Genomic DNA, 18,831 nt, shown 5'->3' with positions numbered 1-18,831 from the left:
GGACGGGATCTTAAAAACCACCCCGTAAAATCAGCATAATACCTGCCAATCAGCGCCATTGCTCTGTCAAACGGCTCCACTGGTCTGTTGCCTCTTTTGCGGGAATACAGACACTACCGTTATCACCATTTTGCTTTCTTTACAGATTGCCGCTTGAGTCCGTCAAGCCAGCCCGTAAACTTGCCGGTTAATGCTCACAAACTGACTGGAGCGCTTTATGCTCACTCGATTGATTGCCGTTCTTGCCTTTGCTTCGCTGACCGCCTGCGTAACCCCCGCCTCGCCGATTCGCGTCGCCGATGGCAACCAAGCCGAAGGCTCCGTGACCCTGGCCACCGACTACAGCCTGATGCAAAACCCACAGATAGATTGGCAACAGGGCCTGCAGAAAGCCAGCACCCAATGCCAAGGCTGGGGTTATAACGGTGCGATTCCCAGCGGCAAACCGAAGCGGACCTGCAACAATGAAACCCAGGATGGAAATTGCATCGGCTGGACCGTCAATGCCACCTTCCAATGCACGGGACCGAACCAGCCACAATAACACGGCTAAAAACGCGACGATGGCCAGCCGCTCTCCTTAGTTGCTTATAGTTGCTTATTTTTTCCTGTCCAACGTCGACCATCCATAAACAAAAAAAAGCCTCTTTCCAGAGGCTTTTTCCTTTTACTCAATGTCGATCAAGCGCAACGGCTCTTGGGGCCGATTACTTTCCGGCATCCAGCGCCTGATAATAATCCATCAGAATCTGTGCCACTTCCGGGCGCGAAAATTCCGGCGGCGGCGCAATGCCTTGGCCCAACATCTCACGCACCTTGGTACCTGACAGGAGTACAAAATCGTCTTTGGTGTGATCAGGCACATCGCGCATCATCACCACGCGATCGAGTTTTTTCGAATAGGCGGTGTGGTCGGCTTCGAAGATTTTAATTTCCAGTGCACCCGCTGGCACTTTCTCCTGGAAGATGGTTTGTGCGTCGAAGGCACCGTAATAATCACCCACTCCGGCATGATCACGACCAACGATCAAATGACTGCAACCACAGTTCTGGCGGAATACCGCGTGTAGTACCGCTTCACGGGGGCCAGCGTATAGCATGTCAAAGCCGTAGCCGGTAATCATCACGGTATTGGGCGGAAAATAGACGTCTACCATCTTGCGAATGGAGGCATCGCGCACGTCAGCCGGAATATCGCCGGCTTTCAGCTTGCCCAGCAGCATGTGAATCAGGATGCCATCGGCGTTCAGCGCTTCTTGGGCCATGCGGCACAGTTCTTCGTGGGCACGGTGCATCGGATTACGGGTCTGGAAAGCAACCACATTATTCCAGCCGCGTTCAACAAATTCATTACGGATGGACACCGCGGTGCGGAAGGTGTCAGGGAAGTCGTCAGCAAAGTAGGAGTAATTCAACACCTGGATGTCGCCGGAAACAATAAAGTTACCCGCAGCAAGGAAGTTGGCCACGCCCGGATGTTGCTTGTCTGTGGTGGAAAAAACCTTCTCCGCAACGGCTTCCAACTCAGCGTCAGTTGCTTCCTCAATGGCCGCCACGTCCATCACCGCAATTACCGGCTCACCCTCCACATTGGGATCGCGCAAAGCAATACGTTTGGCCCCGGCAATAGCGCTAACATCCTTCAACATATTGAGGATCGGCACAGGCCAGAACAGGCCATCGGCGGTCGTCAGGTTATCAGCCACCGACAACATATCGGCCTTATTCATATAACCCGTGAGCGGGGTAAAATAACCAGCCGCCATCATCACCGCATTGGCGGCGGCCGAGGAACTGATCACCACCGAAGGCAGAGTCTCCGCTTCACGCTGCAAGGCAACGCGGGCGTCTTCATCGGCGACGTAAAGGGGGGTTAATTCATCCGCACCATGCGGCTTGACCAAAGCGACCATCTAGTTACTCCAAATACTCAATCAACGAGGCATCCATATAGCGGCGCAGTATAACAAAAGACGAGTGTCAGGTCGGCCCAACAATGAGGCATAAGACAAACGCAAACCGGCATAAGGAGCCTTGTAAAGCGTTAAGCCGTTACCACGAACAGCGAGCCCCATTCTTTCCTGACTCAATTCAACGCGCCATGCTCTATGCTCTATACAATCGGCAGCTGCCCGGATTGCGTCGGCCCGTCTTCGATATCCGAGGTAAAGACTTCCAGTGACTCCGCCACTTCACTGACTTCCTCGAAACGAGCAATGTGATACAAGGCTTCGCCTTCATTCACCAGCGGCAAGTTATTGCGACCCACCAGAATGCCCGATGCGGGAGAAATAATATCCACGTCGTCGCCACCAAACGGGCTGGAAATGCGACCGATCAAATCGCCGCTTTTAATCCACGCACCCAGCGCCACCAGTGACAAGAACACACCGTCGCGTTCCGCACGGACCCAGCTTGAAGAACGAGCAATATAAGGCTCACGCGGGGCTTTGGTACGGCGGCTACCGGTCATTCCTAGGTGATGCATGACATTGAGCACGCCTTTGACGCCGGCACGAATACAGGATTCATCAAAGCGCAACGCTTCGCCAGCTTCATAGGTAATCACCGGAATGCCTTGAGCTTCTGCCACTTCGCGCAAGGTGCCTTCGCCCAGTACCGAGTTAATCACCACCGGCACGCCAAAGGCGTTAGCCATGGCACCGGTATCTTCGTTGGACAGATTAGCCCGAATTTGTGGCAGGTTATCGCGATGAATAGCGCCGGTATGCAAGTCCACCGCATAGCTAACCCGGTCCAGCACTTGAGTCTTGAACTGCCACGCCATTCGCGCGCCCAAGCTGCCGGTTTCAGAACCGGGAAAACAGCGATTCAAGTCCCGGCGATCCGGCAGGTAACGGGATTTATGGATAAAGCCGAACACATTCACCACCGGCACCGCCAGCACGGTACCGCTAAGGTTCTTTAATGCGGAGTGGCGCAACAGGCGGCGAATGATTTCCACGCCGTTCAGTTCGTCTCCATGGATAGCCGCGCTGACCATAAATACCGGTCCCGGCTTACGCCCATGAATCACATGGATCGGTACGTTTAACGGTGTTTGGGTATAAAGCTGCGCTAACGGCAATTCCACTTTCGCCCGAGTGCCGGGCTGAACCGTAATGCCGTTGATCTCGAAGGGGGTATTTTTAGGCTCTCTACTATTTTTCATTTTTTATTCAATACCTTAGAGAAAAACCGTTGTGCTAAAGATCTCCCTGCAGGAGCCCTTAAGAGGCCAATGGCGCCTACCCATTTCGTCCCTCAAGGGGCTCCTACGGTGACCTCCGTCAGCCTTTGGATCCTTTTGTCTGGGTTCTATAAGGCCGCGCATCCTTTTCGATAAATTTGATCAGCAAACCGGCCACATCCTTATTGGTGGCTGTTTCGATGCCTTCGAGGCCCGGCGAGGAATTCACTTCCATAACCACAGGGCCATGGTGTGAACGCAGGATATCCACACCGGCCACGTTGAGGCCCATGATGCGCGCAGCACGCACCGCAGTGGCGCGCTCTTCCGGGGTAATACGGATCAGGCTAGCACTGCCACCGCGGTGCAGGTTGGAGCGAAATTCACCCGGGGCGGCCTGGCGCTTCATGGCCGCAATCACCTTGCCGCCCACCACAAAACAGCGGATATCCGCACCGCCGGCCTCCTTGATGTACTCCTGCACCATCACCGAGACGTTCAAACCCATAAAGGCTTCGATCACCGACTCTGCCGCCTTGCGTGTTTCCGCCAGCACCACACCGATTCCCTGGGTGCCTTCCAACATTTTGATCACCAGCGGCGCACCGCGAACCATGTTGATCAGATCAGGAATGTCATCCGGAGAATGAGCAAAACCGGTAATCGGCAGGCCAACCCCTTTACGGGACAATAGCTGCAAGGAGCGAAGTTTGTCCCGGGAACGGGAGATCGCCACCGATTCATTCACCGGAAACACGCCCATCATTTCAAACTGGCGCACCACCGCCGTGCCGTACTGGGTAATCGAGGCGCCAATACGGGGGATCACCGCATCAAAGCCTTCCAGCACTTCACCTTTGTAGTGAATCTCCGGCTTGTGGGCCACCATGCTCATATAGCAACGCAGAGTGTCAATTACGTGCATTTCATGGCCCGCTGCTTCGCCGGCTTCGACCAGGCGACGCGTAGAGTACAAACGCTTGTTTCGGGAAAGAATCGCAATTTTCATGGTTGCTCTTTTGTGCCGCCCAGTAGGAATGAGGCTGTCGGGTCCACAGTTATCAAATCCATGGCGGTTCGTCCCAGCAGCATGCGGAATTTCATATTTTCACGGTCAGTGAGGGTGATTTCTATGGGCCATTGGCGCCCACCTAACGCGATCTCTGTGCGAATCACGGGCCGCTCTTCCTTGTGCCCACCGGAGTCAGTGACCACTCGGCGATCCAGCACAGGGGCTTCACATTCACGAATGGTGTTCTGATCTTGAATCGGATGAATACAAAAACGTACCCATTCGTTACCGCCGCGCTCAAAGGTTTCTACCTCATAGGCATGCAACGCCGAGGTACGAGCACCGGTATCCACCTTCATCTTGATGGCATCAATACCCAGCTCCGGCAAAGTAGCCCACTCGCGCCACCCTACCGTCACCTTGCTAAGTGCCTGCGAATCATTCGATACCATCAATCGCGTCCCAGCAATTCGACTTTGTAGCCATCCGGGTCTTGGGCAAAGGCCAGTACCGTAGTGCCGTGTTTCATGGGCCCCGGCTCACGGGTAATACGGCCACCTTTTTCCCGAATACGCTCACAAGCAGCGTACACGTCGTCCACGGCAAGAGCCACATGACCATAACCGTCGCCCAGATCATAGGCGCTCTGATCCCAGTTGTAGGTCAACTCCAGCACCGCACCCTCAGATTCTGGCTGGAAGCCCACAAAAACATTGGTAAAGCGGCCTTCCGGATACTCTTTACGACGCAATTCGGTCATTCCCAGCACCTGAGTATAGAAAGCAACGGACGCCTCAAGGTCGCCCACACGCAACATGGTATGCAGGATTCGCATGCAAGAATGGCTCCCAACGATATTAGAACGCTACAAGGCTTGTACAGGCCCTGCCCTATCAGGGCGGAGTGTGGTGTCAGTTTGGTGAATTAACAAGAAAAAAACCGTAAAGCTAACGCGTAAGGTCCCACGCCCGCCAAGGCCAGAGAACTATCTGAGCCTAGCATTCGGCAACATGATCCAAAGCAGCAACACAGAATCCTGGTAATCTACATCTGCTTTTCGGCCTACGGTCGTCATGTATACGTTGCAGGTGAGTATTCACTTTCACCCAGACCAAACGAGCAGGCAGAAACGTGCTGTCAGCTGCGCTCACAGCGATGCCGTGTAGGGCAAATGCAAATAGTTACCGTCTACCGAGGCAAAGATCCTACGATCGAAATGCGATTTGCAGATGTCCATGTGACCTATGGGGCTGAAAAACAGCCAAAAAAAACCGCCGCGAACCCAGGGTTCGCGGCGGTTTCCGTGCACATGCAACGTGCCGCGTTTCTTAGCTAAGCTTACGGCCGGTTTTAGCCGCAATACGTAAGCGCAGAGCATTTAGCTTAATAAAGCCTTCCGCGTCCTTCTGATCATAAGCACCGGCATCGTCTTCAAAAGTAGCAATGGAGGCGTCGAACAAGCTGTCATTGTCGGAACGACGACCCACCACAGTCACGCTGCCTTTATAGAGCTTCAGGCGTACTTCACCGTTCACGTGTTCCTGGGTGGCATCAATCAGCTTCTGCAGAGCCAGACGTTCCGGGCTCCACCAGTAACCGTTGTACAGCAGCTCCGCGTACTTGGGCATTACCGAATCTTTCAAGTGTGCAGATTCACGATCCAGTGTCAGAGACTCGATGGCACGGTGAGCCGGCAACATAATAGTGCCACCGGGTGTTTCGTAGCAGCCACGGGACTTCATGCCCACATAGCGGTTTTCCACGATATCCAGGCGGCCAATGCCGTTATCTCCACCCAGCTTGTTCAGCTTGGTCAGCACATCGGCCGGGCTCAGGGTTTCACCATCGATAGAAACGATATCGCCTTTTTCGAAGCCCAGAGTAATGTAAGTCGCCTGATCCGGCGCTGCTTCCGGGCTAACGCTCCAACGCCACATGTCTTCTTCCGCTTCCCACCACGGGTCTTCAAGGTTGCCGCCTTCATAGGAGATGTGCAGCAGGTTGGCATCCATGGAGTACGGGGATTTTTTCTTCTTGTTGGAGAAATCCACCGGAATATTGCGCTCTTCACAATACGCCATCAGCTTTTCGCGGGAGTTCAAGTCCCACTCGCGCCAGGGAGCAATTACCTGGATGCCGGGGGCTAAGGCGTAGGCGCCCAGCTCGAAACGCACCTGGTCGTTACCTTTGCCGGTGGCGCCATGAGAAATAGCATCGGCGCCCGTTTCTTCGGCGATTTCCACCAGGCGCTTAGCGATCAATGGGCGCGCAATAGACGTACCCAGCAGATATTCACCTTCGTAGATGGCATTGGCGCGGAACATAGGGAAGACATAATCACGGACGAACTCTTCGCGCAGGTCTTCAATGTAGATCTCTTTCACGCCCATGGCTTCTGCCTTGGCCCGGGCTGGCTCCACTTCCTCACCCTGACCGATATCCGCGGTGAACGTCACCACTTCACAGTCATAGGTATCTTGCAGCCATTTGACGATAACCGAGGTATCCAGGCCACCGGAATAAGCCAGTACCACCTTGTTGATCTTGGACATTGAAAAGACTCCGCAAATGGGTCGCCGGCAGCGCATGAGCCAGCGCCCGATGAATCGTGAGGCATATAGAGGGGGCGTATTGTACCCGCCTGCCCCCTTGCCCGTCACCTCCATGACGGCCGCGCGTGCGGTTTCGTCTGTTGCCTGCGTAGCTATTCCGGTAGCATAAGCCCCCCTCGCCGTTACGCTTAGCGTTCCTGCGGGGTCTTTATGTTTGATGGAGTGATCATGAGCGATCAGCATCCTAGCCTGGCGCTACGTTTCCGCGGCTTTTTACCCGTTGTAATCGACGTGGAAACAGGGGGATTTAATTCCCAAACCGACGCGCTGCTGGAAATCGCCGCCGTTTTGATTGAAATGGACGCCCAGGGCAACCTGCGCCCGTCCACTCGTATCCAATTTCATGTGGACCCGTTCCCCGGAGCCAATCTGGAACAAGCTGCACTGGACTTTACCGGTATCGACCCAAACAACCCGTTGCGCGGTGCGGTACCGGAAGAAACCGCCCTCAAGGGTGTATTCGACCCTGTGCGTAAGGCGATAAAGCAACACGCCTGCAGCCGTGCGGTATTGGTGGGACATAACAGTTTCTTCGATCAGGGCTTCCTGAACGCCGCCACCGACCGTACCGACATTAAGCGTAACCCGTTCCACCCGTTCTCCAGCTTCGATACCGCCACTCTGGCCGGCCTAGTCTACGGGCAGACGGTGCTGGCGAAAGCCTGTGAAGCTGCCGGTATCCGCTTCAGCCAGCGCGAGGCCCACTCCGCACTGTATGACGCTACTCGCACTGCAGAACTATTCTGCTCAATGGTCAATCGCTTTAAGACTTTGGGCGGCTGGCCGCCTCCACCCGCAAAAACCATCCCGCCAACTCTGGCGAGAGAACTGGATTGAGTTGAACAGCTGACGATACGCCGCGTTTTTGATCTAGATTTTAACGCCAGTCATCCAGCTTCAAGCATCCAGAAAACAGCATAAAAAAGGGGCGCTATTTCTAGCGCCCCTTTTCTTTGTGCGGCTTATTATTACAGTTTGTCGGCATTACCAGACAGGTACTCGGCCACGCCGTCCGGGGTGTCCTTCATACCGGAATCGCCTTTCTGCCAGCCCGCCGGGCACACTTCACCGTGCTCTTCGTGGAACTGCAGGGCATCAACCAGACGAATCAGCTCGTCCATGTTACGACCCAGTGGCAGATCGTTAACGATCTGGCTGCGCACGACACCGTTTTGATCGATCAGGAACACACCACGGAAAGCCATACCGCCTTCGGACTCAACGTCATAGGACTGGGCAATACCGTGGTTCATGTCTGCGGCCAGGGTGTATTTCACTGGGCCGATGCCGCCATCGTTAACCGGCGTGTTGCGCCATGCGTTGTGAGTAAAATGACTATCGATGGAAACGCCAATCACTTCCACGTTGCGTTCTTTGAACGCGTCCATGCGATGATCCAGAGCAATTAGCTCGGACGGGCACACGAAGGTGAAGTCCAGCGGGTAGAAGAACACCAGGCCATACTTGCCTTTAATGGCTTCAGACAGGGTGAACTCATCAACGATGCTGCCATCGCCCAATACAGCAGGAACAGTAAAATCCGGTGCAGGTTTACCTACCAGAACGCCCATTGTTTCTCTCCATTGTTTCCATTTATACGATATAGCCAGAGCAGTGCCATCTCTCTGGCCGCTTGAAATCAGTGCAGCAGATCATACAACGCCCATGGCAATACTGCATTGGGCTAGTGCCGCATTGGACAATCATGGGGATTGTGTCCCGGCTTTCAACAGGCAAAAGGCGTTCTTTAGCAGGAATCTGCATCGTTTGCGCAAAACGCCGTCAATTCAGGGCTAGGGCACGTATTAATCAACTGCAGCAGATCAACAAGAATGCCACAAAAAAAGACGCTATAGACAAAAAAACCCGGCGCTAAGGCCGGGTTTTACGTAATACTAACGCCCTATTCAAGCGTCGTCATCCGATTCCACGGCAACGCCGTCAACCATCTCTTTAAGCTGACCGGAGCGGTACATATCCATAATGATGTCGCAGCCGCCAACCAATTCGCCGCCCACCCACAACTGCGGGTAAGTCGGCCAGTTAGCATATTCTTTCAGATTCTGACGAATTTCTGGGGCTTCCAGAATATTCACATAGGCAAACGGCTTGCCAACGGCGGTCATCGCTTCCACCACCTGTGCGGAAAACCCACACTGGGGAAACTGGGGGGACCCTTTCATGTAGAGGATCACCGGGTTCTTTTCGATCTGGTCTTTGATGACCTGGATAACATCCATACTGACTACCTGGCGGTTGTGGGGTGTATTGGCTGTGGTTGGCCACTATTCTACCACTGATGGCCCTGCCCATCCCAGATGGGGTCACAGAGGCGCAGCTTCAAGAGGCACGAAACAGAAAAGGGGGCTTAAAGCCCCCTTTTCTTCTTACCACAAAGAGCAACCTCAGAAATGCACTTTCATGCCCACGTAGCCAGTACGCGGCTTGTTGGGGCGAGCACCGGCAGGGTCACGAGAAACGATTTCTTGATCGTCAAACACGTTATCCACTTTGACATACACTTCCATATCACTGTTCACCTGATAAGTCGCCACGATATCGGCAATCACGTAATCGCTGGTGCGTTTGAACGTGGTGACTTCTCCCGGGCGGTCACAGCTATTATCGATACACATGCCATCGGTGTGACTGACTGACATCAGCGCAGACCAAGCCGCCGGCTTCTCCAAACCAAACGTCAGGCTAGCCAAATGCTCAGGCAGGTAAGGCAACACATCGCCCTCCAGCACCGACAGGTCATCCGCATCCTTGGTGATTTCACCGTCGGTGTAGGTATAAGCCAGCCGTACCGGCGCTCGCAGGCCGGTATCACCTTCCCAAATCACACTGCTCAAGCCCACTTCCAGACCCCGTACTTCCGACTCACCAAAGCTCTGGGTGCCAAAGTCATTGCCATTGGGGCATGGATTAGCAATAGAACAGTTCTGAATGGTATTTTCATAATCGCTGTAGAACGCAATCACATCCGCACTGAAGTTTTCCTGCCAGTAGCGGAAACCGGTTTCGTAGTTAACGCTTTTTTCCGCATCAGTGCCTTTCTGGGAAGACGCACCTGCCGGCGCAAAGCCCTGGTGAACGCCCGCTAACAACGACCAATTGTCATTGAGCAGCCAAGTAGCCCCCAGCCCCGCCATCAGTTCTTCGTTACGATTTTCAGTGCGTGAGCTCACCGTGTTACGTGCCGGATCGCCCCAACGCTTGCTCTTGCTTTCCACGTTCTCGTAGCGCAATGAGCCGGTGACAATAAAATCACCAACATAAGCGTGATCTATAATCCAGGCAGACACAGCATCCGCATTTTCCAGACGGTTATCCCCCCCCGTGGGCAAGGTGGACGACTGGTACACCAAGCTGCCATTGACCTGATCAAACGTGTCCGTGGGCTGATAACGATCCACTTCATCCTGATGGTAACGAGCCCCGACAATCAGATCATTGTCCACAGAACCGGTCTGGAAACGGTGATTCAATTCAGTCTGCACACCTTCAGAGATGTACTCCCGATTATTGTTCTTGAATACCAAATCCGTGGCATCAGCAGCACCACTCAACACGGCCTGCTTAGTACCACCATTAGCGTTAGCATCCGCCACAAAGCCACCAATGCTCTGGCCACCAATACTGGCCAATTTGTACCAGTTACGGTTGAACTCGTTACGATACACCACGGAGTTCAACTGGGTGTTCTCGTCAAACACTAAGGTATGGCGCAAAGATACCGCGTCTCGATCATTATCCATCTGATCGATATCGCTCATACCGTAGCGACGGTTGGCATCATTCTCGAAATCCCGGTCGGTCAGGCCCAGGTAGGTTTCATCAGAAACCTCACTGGAATGCTCCAGCTTCAACTCAAATGCCTGTTGAATATCCGCGGTTTCCGGGGCCTGCCAGCGCAGCTTGGCGACATAATCACGCTTATCAAAACCACTATCGCGGTTGGAACGGTCGATATCCTTGAAGCCTTGAGCTCGTTGTTGATGGGTTTCCAGCATGAAACCAAACTGACCTTCGGTGGCCCCATAATAGGCATGGGCACGCTGCGATCCATCTTCACCACCCTCCACATTCACCATGCCAGACGCACGGGCAGGAATCGGGGTGGACAGGAAGTTAATGGACCCGCCCACGGTGAAGGGCCCATAACGCAAGGTATCCGGCCCTTTCAACACCTCAACACCGTAGAAACGACCGGCACTAGGGAAATAATAAGCGGCCGGAGCAGCATAGGGGGCCGGCGCAATCAGCACACCATCTTCCATCAAAGAGATTTTACTGGAGCGATCTCGGCCGGAACCACGGATACCGATATTTGGGCGCAGGCCGTATCCATCTTCTTCCTGGAAATACACGCCAGGCACGTCGCGCAGCATGCGGTGCACATCGGTGTTTTCCTTTTCTTCCAAATCTTCGTTAGAAAGCACGTGGGCAGAGCCACTGATGCTAAAAGTGCTCTGACGATCCCCAATAATCTGTACCGGTTTCAGCTCATTGGCTTGATCAGCAAAAGCTGGAGCGGCCATAGCGGAGGCGATGGCACAGCAAAGCAAGCGGCGCTGCAAATACATGACTTTTCCCTTCCCGACGCAAATGTAAATAATGTAAGCGCGCAGAAGATATAACGAAAAAGAATCAATATCAATATGCTATAGTTCTCATTTGCATTCCCTGCCGCGATACCCGCCACCGCCGGGTGAAGCCACTAACAACCGATCACCGGGGCGAGCGGTGAAGCTAGCTTTCGGTGGCAACAACCGGCCGTTATGGCGGTTTTCCCCCACCGCTCCACTCTGCCCGCCGGCCAGCCCCCAGGGAGCGAAAAGGCGACGCTCAGTAAGCAGGGTGACCTGGGCATCAGCCAAGAACTCCAACTCACGGACCAAGCCCTCGCCCCCCATAAACTGCCCACTCCCCCCACTGCCCCTGCGCAATTGATAACGGTGCACCCTCAGCGGATAGTGAGACTCAAGGCTTTCGACTGGCGTATTAAGAGTATTAGTCATATGACTGTGCACCGCCGACAGCCCAGGGCCACCAGCATGAGCGCCCGTACCACCGGCCATGGTTTCGTAATAATCCCAGCCATTGTCACCGCCAGCGCCCATAGCCACATTATTCATGGTTCCCTGACTGGCTGCGGGAATTGCCTCCGGCGCCGCCTGAGCCAGCGCACCCAGCACCACATCCACCACCCGTGAACTGGTTTCCACATTGCCGGCAGCCACCGCCGCCGGGCGGCGGGCATTGAGCAACGAGCCTGGCGGAGCGGACAGCTTTATAGGCCGAAAGAGACCATCGCAGGCAGGCACGTCATCGTCCATCAAGCAGCGAAAGCAGTAATAGACCGCTGCGGCTGCCACGGACAACGGGCAATTGATATTTCCCGCCACCTGATCTGCCGTGCCACTAAAATCCAGAGAGGCCTGATCTCCGCAAATCGTGAGGCTGACGGTAATGAGGATGCCCTGCTGGCCTTGGCCATCGTCGTCCATGTAATCCTGGAACCGGTAACAACCATCCGGCAGGGTCGCGATGCGAGCGCGAGCACGCTTTTCACCATACGCATTGAGGGCATCAAAGGCCGCCACCAGATCAAATTGCTGATCGGCCAGCTCCGCCAAACGCCGGGCACCCGCCTCACAGGCACTAGCCTGGGCAGAAAAGTCGGCAAAACGCGGAGTCTCTACCGGCAACGTCCCGTGCTCCTCCAGCCCGGCTAGGCGCCGGCACAAAGGCACCTGCCATTGCCCTGCGCGTTTTAGCCAACTGGGAGCAATAACAATCCCTTCTTGCTCCAGATGGGTAGATACCGGCATGGATCCAGGGCTGTGGGCACCAATATTCGCATGGTGGGCCCGGGTCACAGTGAAGCCCATTAGGGTCTGCGACTGAAATACCGGCGCAACCACCGTTACATCCGGCAAATGCGTGCCACCCAAATAGGGATCATTCACCACCATCAGATCTTCTGCCTGCCACTCTCTGCCCGTGACCAGATCCGCCATGGCATAAGCCATGGACCCAAGATGCACCGGGATATGGGCCGCCTGGGCGCACAGCCGACCTTGGGCATCAAAAATAGCACAGGAAAAGTCGAGTCGGTCCTTGATGTTCGGGGACAGCGCACTCAGGCGCAATACCGCACCCATTTCCTCACAGATACCGCCAAGGCGGTTGGCAAAAATACTCAGCTGGACAGGATTCATAGGGCAATAGGCAGTCAATAATGAATAGTTGATAGCGAAAATCTAATGCAGAGCAGTCTGCCCTTGTTCATTGTCTTGCATCAACTATTAACTATTGGCCAATAACTGCGCTATTATCGGCGGTTCCGGCAGCCCTCGGCTGCCGTTTTTTGTTTTGGGACGGGAACCAGACGCGGATAAGAGCGCACTGGCTCGTTATCAATTATTCATTGCCAATTATCAATTGCCTGCTATGTCGCAATATTTGATCCCCACCTACGCGCGCCAGCCAGTGGCTTTCGTGCGGGGCGAAGGCGTGTGGTTATATGACGAAAACGACCACAAATACATGGATGCCATCTCCGGAATTGGTGTGTGTAACCTAGGCCACTGCCACCCGGCGGTGACCCGAACCCTGGCTGAACAGGCCAGGCAATTAGTGCACACGTCCAACCTGTACCGCATTCCCGCCCAAGAATCGCTGGCGCAGCGTCTGTGTGAGTTGAGCGGCATGGCAAACGTGTTTTTCTCCAATTCTGGTGCAGAAGCCAACGAAGCGGCCATCAAGATTGCCCGCCTGTACGGCTCTCGCAAACAGATCACCTGCCCCACCGTGGTGGTGATGGAAGGCAGCTTTCACGGCCGCACCATGGCCACCTTGTCGGCCACTGCCAACGCCAAGGTGCAGGAAGGTTTTGCACCCTTGCTGGACGGCTTTGTTCGCGTCCCGTTCAATGACTTGGCGGCAGTAGAAGCATTAGCAGAGAACCGCGACATCGTCGCTGTACTGGTAGAACCGGTGCAGGGCGAAGGTGGCATCCACATTCCTGCGGACGACTACTTGGCTGGCCTGCGCGCCCTGTGCGATCGCAACGACTGGCTACTGATGCTCGATGAAATACAGTCCGGCAACGGCCGCACCGGGGATTACTTTGCCTGCCTGGGTGCCAATGTCACTCCGGATGTGCTGACCACGGCCAAAGGCCTAGGCAACGGCTTTCCGATTGGCGCCTGCCTGGTTGCCGGCAAAGCCGAAGGTGTGTTCGGCCCCGGTAATCACGGCAGCACCTACGGCGGCAACCCGTTGGGTTGCGCTACTGCCCTGACCGTCGTCAATGCGCTCACCGATGATGTCATTGATGGTGTGGCCGACAAAGGCGCCTGGCTGAAAGATGCCTTTACTCAGGCGTTTTCAGACCTGCCCATGGTCACCGAAATTCGTCAGCGGGGCCTGATGCTAGGTATCCAGCTCGATCGCCCTTGTCCCGAGCTGGTCAACCGCGCCCGCGACGCCGGCCTACTAATCAATGTCACCGCCGGATCCGTGGTACGGCTACTGCCGCCGCTAGTGATCAACCAAACTGAAATGCAGCATCTAGTGGACACTCTGTCTGCCCTGATCCACCGTTTTGCCGATGAGCAGGAGGTCGCATGACCCGTCATTTCCTGACCCTGACCGATCTAACTCCAGATGAACTCGGCTACCTGATTCAGCGCGCCATTGAGCTGAAAACCATGCTGCGCAACGGCCAGAACCATGAGCCATTGAAAGGCAAAACGCTGGGCATGATTTTCGAAAAATCATCCACCCGCACCCGGGTATCCTTTGAAGTAGCGATGACCCATTTTGGTGGCTCCAGCATCTTTCTCTCGCCCCGAGACACTCAGCTGGGCCGGGGTGAACCGATTGAAGATTCAGCACGGGTACTGTCACGCATGGTCGATGCGGTAATGATCCGCACCTTTGACCACGCCACCCTGCAAACCTTTGCCGACCACTCGGCGGTACCCGTGATAAACGCCCTCACGGATGACTTCCACCCCTGCCAGCTACTCGCCGACATGCAGACGTTTGTAGAGCATCGCGGCAGCATCCAAGGCAAGAAAGTGGTGTGGGTCGGTGATGGCAACAACATGTGTGCCAGTTACATTAACGCTGCCAACCAGTTTGATTTCGAATTGGTCATCAGCTGCCCAGACGGCTTCACCCCAGATAACGACCTGCTGGGCCGCTATCCGGAGCGGGTCAGCTTAGAAGCGGACGTGGCCACCGCCGTGCAAGGCGCTCATCTGGTAGTGACCGATGTATGGGCTTCCATGGGCCAGGAAGATGAACAGCAAACCCGCCTTAACGCGTTTGAGGGTTATCAAGTCACCCCTGAACTAATGGACAAAGCCGATCCGGATGCGCTGTTCATGCACTGCCTGCCCGCCCACCGTGGCGAAGAAGTCAGCCACGAAATGATGGACGACCCCCGCGCCGTGGTCTGGGACGAAGCCGAAAACCGCCTGCACGCGCAGAAAGCCTTGCTGGAATTTCTGCTCACTGGCCAACATTGATGGCAACGCTGCACGCCTCACACGCATACGTTTGCGTGTTGCGTGCAGCCTAGAGCTGCGCAATCATGAAAGAACCACTGCTTAGCCTCAATCATCTGGCCTGCGGCTACCACCAGCAGACCGTCGTCAATGACCTGAGCCTGACGCTGGCCGCCGGGGAAATCGCGTGCCTGCTCGGCCCAAGTGGTTGCGGAAAAACCACCACCCTGCGCGCCATTGCCGGGCTGGAACCAGTAACCTCCGGCTCCATCAGCATTCTGGGTAAAACCGTCTCCGGCCCCCACCAACAACTACCACCCAACCAGCGTGGCCTGGGCATGGTGTTTCAGGAACATGCCCTTTTCCCCCACCTTACCGTGGCCGACAACGTAGCCTTCGGCCTGCGGCACCAAAGCCGCTCGCAACGCCAGGAACGCGTGCAAGCCTGCCTGCAACGAGTGCGCCTTGGCGGCCTTGATCAACGCTACCCTCACGAACTTTCCGGCGGGCAACAACAGCGCGTCGCCCTAGCCCGAGCACTGGCCCCCCAGCCAGCCCTGCTGTTGCTGGACGAACCCTTTGCTAGCCTGGACTTGGATCTACGCCGGTCGCTGGCCCAAGAATTAGGCGATATTCTCCGTCAGGAAAAAGTCACCACCTTGCTGGTAACCCATGACCAAGAAGAAGCCTTTGCGTTGGCCGATCGGGTGGGGGTCATGCAGCAAGGCCGGCTAGAACAATGGGATACCCCCTACAATATCTACCACGCCCCGGCGAATCGTTTCGTGGCAGAATTCGCCGGTTACGGCACCTTCCTGCACGGCACGGTGCACGACGGTAACACCGTTCACACAAGCCTTGGCGATGTGACCGGGCGCAGCCGCGCACCCCTGCAACCCGGCACCGAGGTGGAAGTTCTGCTACGACCGGAAGATGTGATCGCCGACGAATCCGCTCCTCTGGCCCTACCCGTCACCCGCCGCCAATTCACCGGTGCAAGCATCCTCTACCACCTAAGAGTCGGCGCCAACGAAACCCTGCTCTGCCAAACAGACAGCCACACCAATGTGGTAGAAGGCGACAATCTTCATGTCCGGCTGGGAACCAAGCATCTGGTAGCGTTCGAAACGCATTGAACGTTGAAGTGCTAACCATGCAAAGTGCATATTGGCCTGCGCTACAACAATGAGACCCTTTCCATCGTAAATGACTTGCTCTGCGGCACAGGAGTTTATCGTCTAGCGGAGCCCGCTGATCGCATTGTTCGACTTTCAACTCATGCAACTCGGCTCTGGTCCCGCCCCCCGGCCTTTGCCCTATATAAGCCCTGATCCGCCCGGTTAAGCAACTCGTCCACGCGCTCTCCCTCCTGGTAAGCCGCCACGCCCACAGACAGGCTGACTATCGCCGGCCCACCTTGAGCATCGAAGCGTTGTTCGCGCCAACGCAAGCGCAAGCGTTCTGCCACCAGTAAAGCACCTTGGGCGTCACTCTGCGGCAACACCAGCAGAAACTCTTCGCCACCCAAGCGGCCAAAGTGATCGCCATCACGCATTCCCGACAACGCCAACTCGGAAAACTGACGCAGCACTCGATCGCCCCAGTCATGGCCATGACGATCATTAATTTTCTTAAAGTGGTCAAGATCCACGTAACACACCGCAAACGGCACGCTCTTACTGCTGAACAAAGCCCTCTGGCGCTCCAGAATTTCCAGTAAGTGGCGGCGGTTAAACAGGCCAGTGAGGTCATCACGAATGGCCATTTCCCGTACCTTTTTCACTGCATTGGCGAGGTCACGATTTTTATCGACCAGAGCGTCGCGAAGGCGATTGATACTGCCACCGGTGACGGCAAAGCTCACCGAAATCATGGCAAATACCAACCATTGCAACAGCTCCACTGACAGACTCAAGTGTACCCAACGATCCAGCAGAGCCAGCCACAGCATCAACGCATAGGCCGCACTGGCCATAAACGCCACTGCCACCATGACTTTACCGCTGAGCCGAAACGACACTAACAATAACGCGGAAAAAAATAGCGTTACCACGCTGAGCCGAAACTCATCCACGTAATAGCCCGACACCATGAACACGCCGATAAAATACAGGATTAACGGTAACGATAAGCTCGGCTCACGCAGCCTAAAGGTGACGCCTGTTGCCATCAGCAACTGATAAGCCAACAGTGAGCCCCAGACCAGCAAAGCCAGCACCAACGCCTCCGTCAGCGAGATATCCATGTAGCCAAGCTGAAAATAAACCACGCACAATAGGGTGTGCATAGCGATGATTACCATGGCAGAACGACTATGCCTTTGCATCAAGCGTTTCTCGCTCAGTCTCAGCTTTTCCGCCTGATGCAAATCATGCTTCATTCGGTCTCCCCGATAATCAGTTTATCGCGTCCGGTTTCCTTGGCCCGATACAAGGCGAGATCGGCTCGTTTAATCAATTGTGCAGGAGTTTCACCATCCGCCCGCATGGCCAGCCCCCCGGACACCGTCACCATCAGCCCCGGTGCATCCTTAAAACGCTGGCTGCGCATGCTCATCAGAATACCTTCCACTAAGTTACGTGCCTCCTCCTGGTCAGTCACTGGTAGCACCAACATGAATTCCTCCCCCCCCAGCCGGGCGGCCAAATCCTGCTTGGTCAGGTGGCGACGGGCCACATCCGCAAAACGCTGCAAGACCGCATCGCCCATACGGTGGCCATACTGGTCATTGGTTCTCTTGAAGTGATCCAAATCCAGGTATACCACCGCCAACTGGTACGCCCCGCGGGCAGACTGTCCGCACGCATTATTTAATAGCTCCATGGCATGGCGGCGACGATAGAAACCGGTCAATTCATCTTTCACTGCCATCTCGTGAATGCGCTCGACAATTTCTGCTAACTGCTGATTACGCCTGCCCAATTGGAACCGAATAGTGGAAATTTCAGACGCCAACAACATGGCCGCCACCACCATGACACTAAACAACCCCCACTGAATCCACTCGCCCCGGGCATCAATCGCTTCCGGCCAGTACACACAAATAACCCCCAGCACAATTGCGTAGCCCAACACGCAATAACTGGCCAGCGCCATGAACTGCCGCAACGACGCCTGAAACACCCCAAGCTGAACAATGGCGAAGAAAAGCAGCATGACACACAGGCGTACCTGATCCACGAATAACGCCGTTATTAGCAACCCGGTGGTCGACCACACCATTAACGGCATAATCATGGAAGGCTCCGCCAAACGGCGATTCAGCCCCATCAGCATGAATAGAATAAAGAGAAGATGACCCGCCCAAATGCCGGCAAAAAGAGAATAGAAAAGGAACTCTCCACCCCGGAAAAAATCCAGCTGTAAAGCGATCCAACAAAGTAGAGTATGGGCACCGCCACCCGCTAGGATCGCAAACCGCACGCGGCGCAGCTGTTGGGACTGCAAAGCCACAGGGTGAAGCGTTAACGTTTGATCCATGCCGGATTCCTG

General features: G+C 55.1%; 17 protein-coding genes. 5 read left to right on the top strand and 12 right to left on the bottom strand.

Annotated elements, in window-relative coordinates:
* Window positions 1-217: 217 nt before the first annotated feature.
* Window positions 218-544: a YecR-like lipofamily protein gene (locus ABO_RS03775; protein ID WP_011588015.1), complete on the top strand. Its 327-nt coding sequence runs from the start codon at window positions 218-220 to the stop codon at window positions 542-544.
* Between the two features lie 163 nt (window positions 545-707).
* Here the strand turns inward: ABO_RS03775 and sat are convergent, their stop codons facing one another.
* The 6 genes from sat to ABO_RS03745 all read right to left on the bottom strand — a co-directional run bounded on the left by sat (window position 708) and on the right by ABO_RS03745 (window position 6,754).
* The gene (gene sat, locus ABO_RS03770) at window positions 708-1,913 is read right to left on the bottom strand and encodes a sulfate adenylyltransferase (protein ID WP_011588014.1); all 1,206 of its coding nucleotides are present in this window, start codon (window positions 1,911-1,913) and stop codon (window positions 708-710) included.
* Between the two features lie 200 nt (window positions 1,914-2,113).
* A complete protein-coding gene (locus ABO_RS03765; protein ID WP_011588013.1) occupies window positions 2,114-3,172 on the bottom strand; it encodes a succinylglutamate desuccinylase/aspartoacylase family protein in 1,059 nt (352 codons plus the stop codon).
* A gap of 118 nt (window positions 3,173-3,290) precedes the next feature.
* Entirely contained in the window at window positions 3,291-4,199 is a 909-nt protein-coding gene (rimK, locus tag ABO_RS03760; protein ID WP_011588012.1) for a 30S ribosomal protein S6--L-glutamate ligase, read from the bottom strand.
* Entirely contained in the window at window positions 4,196-4,654 is a 459-nt protein-coding gene (locus tag ABO_RS03755) for an ATP-dependent zinc protease family protein (protein ID WP_011588011.1), read from the bottom strand. The genes rimK and ABO_RS03755 overlap by 4 nt, the downstream gene beginning before the upstream one ends.
* On the bottom strand, window positions 4,654-5,037 hold the full coding sequence (gloA, locus tag ABO_RS03750; RefSeq protein WP_011588010.1) for a lactoylglutathione lyase: 384 nt from the start codon (window positions 5,035-5,037) through the stop codon (window positions 4,654-4,656). The genes ABO_RS03755 and gloA overlap by 1 nt, the downstream gene beginning before the upstream one ends.
* Window positions 5,038-5,530: 493 nt before the next feature.
* Window positions 5,531-6,754: an argininosuccinate synthase gene (locus ABO_RS03745; RefSeq protein ID WP_011588009.1), complete on the bottom strand. Its 1,224-nt coding sequence runs from the start codon at window positions 6,752-6,754 to the stop codon at window positions 5,531-5,533.
* A 228-nt stretch (window positions 6,755-6,982) separates the two neighbouring features.
* Here ABO_RS03745 and rnt point away from each other — a divergent pair, with 228 nt between their 5' ends.
* Window positions 6,983-7,651 carry a ribonuclease T gene (gene rnt, locus ABO_RS03740; protein WP_041704896.1) on the top strand — a complete coding sequence of 223 codons (669 nt, stop codon included), beginning with the start codon at window positions 6,983-6,985 and terminating at the stop codon, window positions 7,649-7,651.
* A gap of 131 nt (window positions 7,652-7,782) precedes the next feature.
* On the opposite strand, the gene ABO_RS03735 is transcribed toward rnt, so the two are convergent.
* The 4 genes from ABO_RS03735 to ABO_RS03720 all read right to left on the bottom strand — a co-directional run bounded on the left by ABO_RS03735 (window position 7,783) and on the right by ABO_RS03720 (window position 13,041).
* Window positions 7,783-8,385, bottom strand: coding sequence for a peroxiredoxin (locus tag ABO_RS03735; RefSeq protein WP_007148668.1), 603 nt, complete (start codon window positions 8,383-8,385; stop codon window positions 7,783-7,785).
* Window positions 8,386-8,721: 336 nt separating this feature from the next.
* A complete protein-coding gene (grxD, locus tag ABO_RS03730) occupies window positions 8,722-9,054 on the bottom strand; it encodes a Grx4 family monothiol glutaredoxin (protein WP_011588007.1) in 333 nt (110 codons plus the stop codon).
* Between the two features lie 165 nt (window positions 9,055-9,219).
* Window positions 9,220-11,403, bottom strand: a complete 2,184-nt coding sequence (locus ABO_RS03725) for a TonB-dependent receptor family protein (RefSeq protein WP_011588006.1) — start codon at window positions 11,401-11,403, stop codon at window positions 9,220-9,222.
* 87 nt (window positions 11,404-11,490) lie between these two features.
* Window positions 11,491-13,041 carry a hydantoinase B/oxoprolinase family protein gene (locus tag ABO_RS03720; RefSeq protein ID WP_035460844.1) on the bottom strand — a complete coding sequence of 517 codons (1,551 nt, stop codon included), beginning with the start codon at window positions 13,039-13,041 and terminating at the stop codon, window positions 11,491-11,493.
* Window positions 13,042-13,273: 232 nt separating this feature from the next.
* Between ABO_RS03720 and ABO_RS03715 the strand changes: the two genes are divergently transcribed.
* The 3 genes from ABO_RS03715 (at window position 13,274) to ABO_RS03705 (ending at window position 16,475) form a co-directional block, all read left to right on the top strand.
* Window positions 13,274-14,455, top strand: a complete 1,182-nt coding sequence (locus tag ABO_RS03715) for an aspartate aminotransferase family protein (protein WP_035460978.1) — start codon at window positions 13,274-13,276, stop codon at window positions 14,453-14,455.
* Window positions 14,452-15,360 carry an ornithine carbamoyltransferase gene (argF, locus tag ABO_RS03710; RefSeq protein WP_011588003.1) on the top strand — a complete coding sequence of 303 codons (909 nt, stop codon included), beginning with the start codon at window positions 14,452-14,454 and terminating at the stop codon, window positions 15,358-15,360. The genes ABO_RS03715 and argF overlap by 4 nt, the downstream gene beginning before the upstream one ends.
* Window positions 15,361-15,425: 65 nt before the next feature.
* Window positions 15,426-16,475 (top strand): ABC transporter ATP-binding protein, encoded by a 1,050-nt coding sequence (locus tag ABO_RS03705; protein WP_011588002.1) that lies wholly within the window; start codon window positions 15,426-15,428, stop codon window positions 16,473-16,475.
* A gap of 140 nt (window positions 16,476-16,615) precedes the next feature.
* Here ABO_RS03705 and ABO_RS03700 read toward each other — a convergent pair whose 3' ends face one another.
* Both ABO_RS03700 and ABO_RS03695 read right to left on the bottom strand, forming a co-directional pair.
* Window positions 16,616-17,719, bottom strand: coding sequence for a GGDEF domain-containing protein (locus tag ABO_RS03700; RefSeq protein WP_011588001.1), 1,104 nt, complete (start codon window positions 17,717-17,719; stop codon window positions 16,616-16,618).
* Window positions 17,716-18,819 (bottom strand): GGDEF domain-containing protein, encoded by a 1,104-nt coding sequence (locus ABO_RS03695; protein ID WP_011588000.1) that lies wholly within the window; start codon window positions 18,817-18,819, stop codon window positions 17,716-17,718. Before ABO_RS03695 ends, ABO_RS03700 begins: the two co-directional genes overlap by 4 nt.
* Between the last annotated feature and the right edge of the window lie 12 nt (window positions 18,820-18,831).

Origin of the sequence: Alcanivorax borkumensis SK2 (assembly GCF_000009365.1) — a bacterium.
Taxonomy (GTDB): domain Bacteria; phylum Pseudomonadota; class Gammaproteobacteria; order Pseudomonadales; family Alcanivoracaceae; genus Alcanivorax; species Alcanivorax borkumensis.
This window is presented reverse-complemented; position numbering and strand designations above follow the sequence as displayed.

What these genes read in the sequence shown, in the direction of transcription:
- ABO_RS03755 (WP_011588011.1), bottom strand. Translation starts at nt 4,654, where the DNA reads ATGGTATCGAATGATTCGCAGGCACTTAGCAAGGTGACGGTAGGGTGG.
- ABO_RS03725 (WP_011588006.1), bottom strand. Translation starts at nt 11,403, where the DNA reads ATGTATTTGCAGCGCCGCTTGCTTTGCTGTGCCATCGCCTCCGCTATG.
- ABO_RS03775 (WP_011588015.1), top strand. Translation starts at nt 218, where the DNA reads ATGCTCACTCGATTGATTGCCGTTCTTGCCTTTGCTTCGCTGACCGCC.
- ABO_RS03695 (WP_011588000.1), bottom strand. Translation starts at nt 18,819, where the DNA reads ATGGATCAAACGTTAACGCTTCACCCTGTGGCTTTGCAGTCCCAACAG.
- ABO_RS03715 (WP_035460978.1), top strand. Translation starts at nt 13,274, where the DNA reads ATGTCGCAATATTTGATCCCCACCTACGCGCGCCAGCCAGTGGCTTTC.
- ABO_RS03765 (WP_011588013.1), bottom strand. Translation starts at nt 3,172, where the DNA reads ATGAAAAATAGTAGAGAGCCTAAAAATACCCCCTTCGAGATCAACGGC.
- gloA (WP_011588010.1), bottom strand. Translation starts at nt 5,037, where the DNA reads ATGCGAATCCTGCATACCATGTTGCGTGTGGGCGACCTTGAGGCGTCC.
- ABO_RS03745 (WP_011588009.1), bottom strand. Translation starts at nt 6,754, where the DNA reads ATGTCCAAGATCAACAAGGTGGTACTGGCTTATTCCGGTGGCCTGGAT.
- ABO_RS03700 (WP_011588001.1), bottom strand. Translation starts at nt 17,719, where the DNA reads ATGAAGCATGATTTGCATCAGGCGGAAAAGCTGAGACTGAGCGAGAAA.
- rimK (WP_011588012.1), bottom strand. Translation starts at nt 4,199, where the DNA reads ATGAAAATTGCGATTCTTTCCCGAAACAAGCGTTTGTACTCTACGCGT.
- sat (WP_011588014.1), bottom strand. Translation starts at nt 1,913, where the DNA reads ATGGTCGCTTTGGTCAAGCCGCATGGTGCGGATGAATTAACCCCCCTT.
- ABO_RS03735 (WP_007148668.1), bottom strand. Translation starts at nt 8,385, where the DNA reads ATGGGCGTTCTGGTAGGTAAACCTGCACCGGATTTTACTGTTCCTGCT.
- rnt (WP_041704896.1), top strand. Translation starts at nt 6,983, where the DNA reads ATGAGCGATCAGCATCCTAGCCTGGCGCTACGTTTCCGCGGCTTTTTA.
- argF (WP_011588003.1), top strand. Translation starts at nt 14,452, where the DNA reads ATGACCCGTCATTTCCTGACCCTGACCGATCTAACTCCAGATGAACTC.
- ABO_RS03705 (WP_011588002.1), top strand. Translation starts at nt 15,426, where the DNA reads ATGAAAGAACCACTGCTTAGCCTCAATCATCTGGCCTGCGGCTACCAC.
- ABO_RS03720 (WP_035460844.1), bottom strand. Translation starts at nt 13,041, where the DNA reads ATGAATCCTGTCCAGCTGAGTATTTTTGCCAACCGCCTTGGCGGTATC.
- grxD (WP_011588007.1), bottom strand. Translation starts at nt 9,054, where the DNA reads ATGGATGTTATCCAGGTCATCAAAGACCAGATCGAAAAGAACCCGGTG.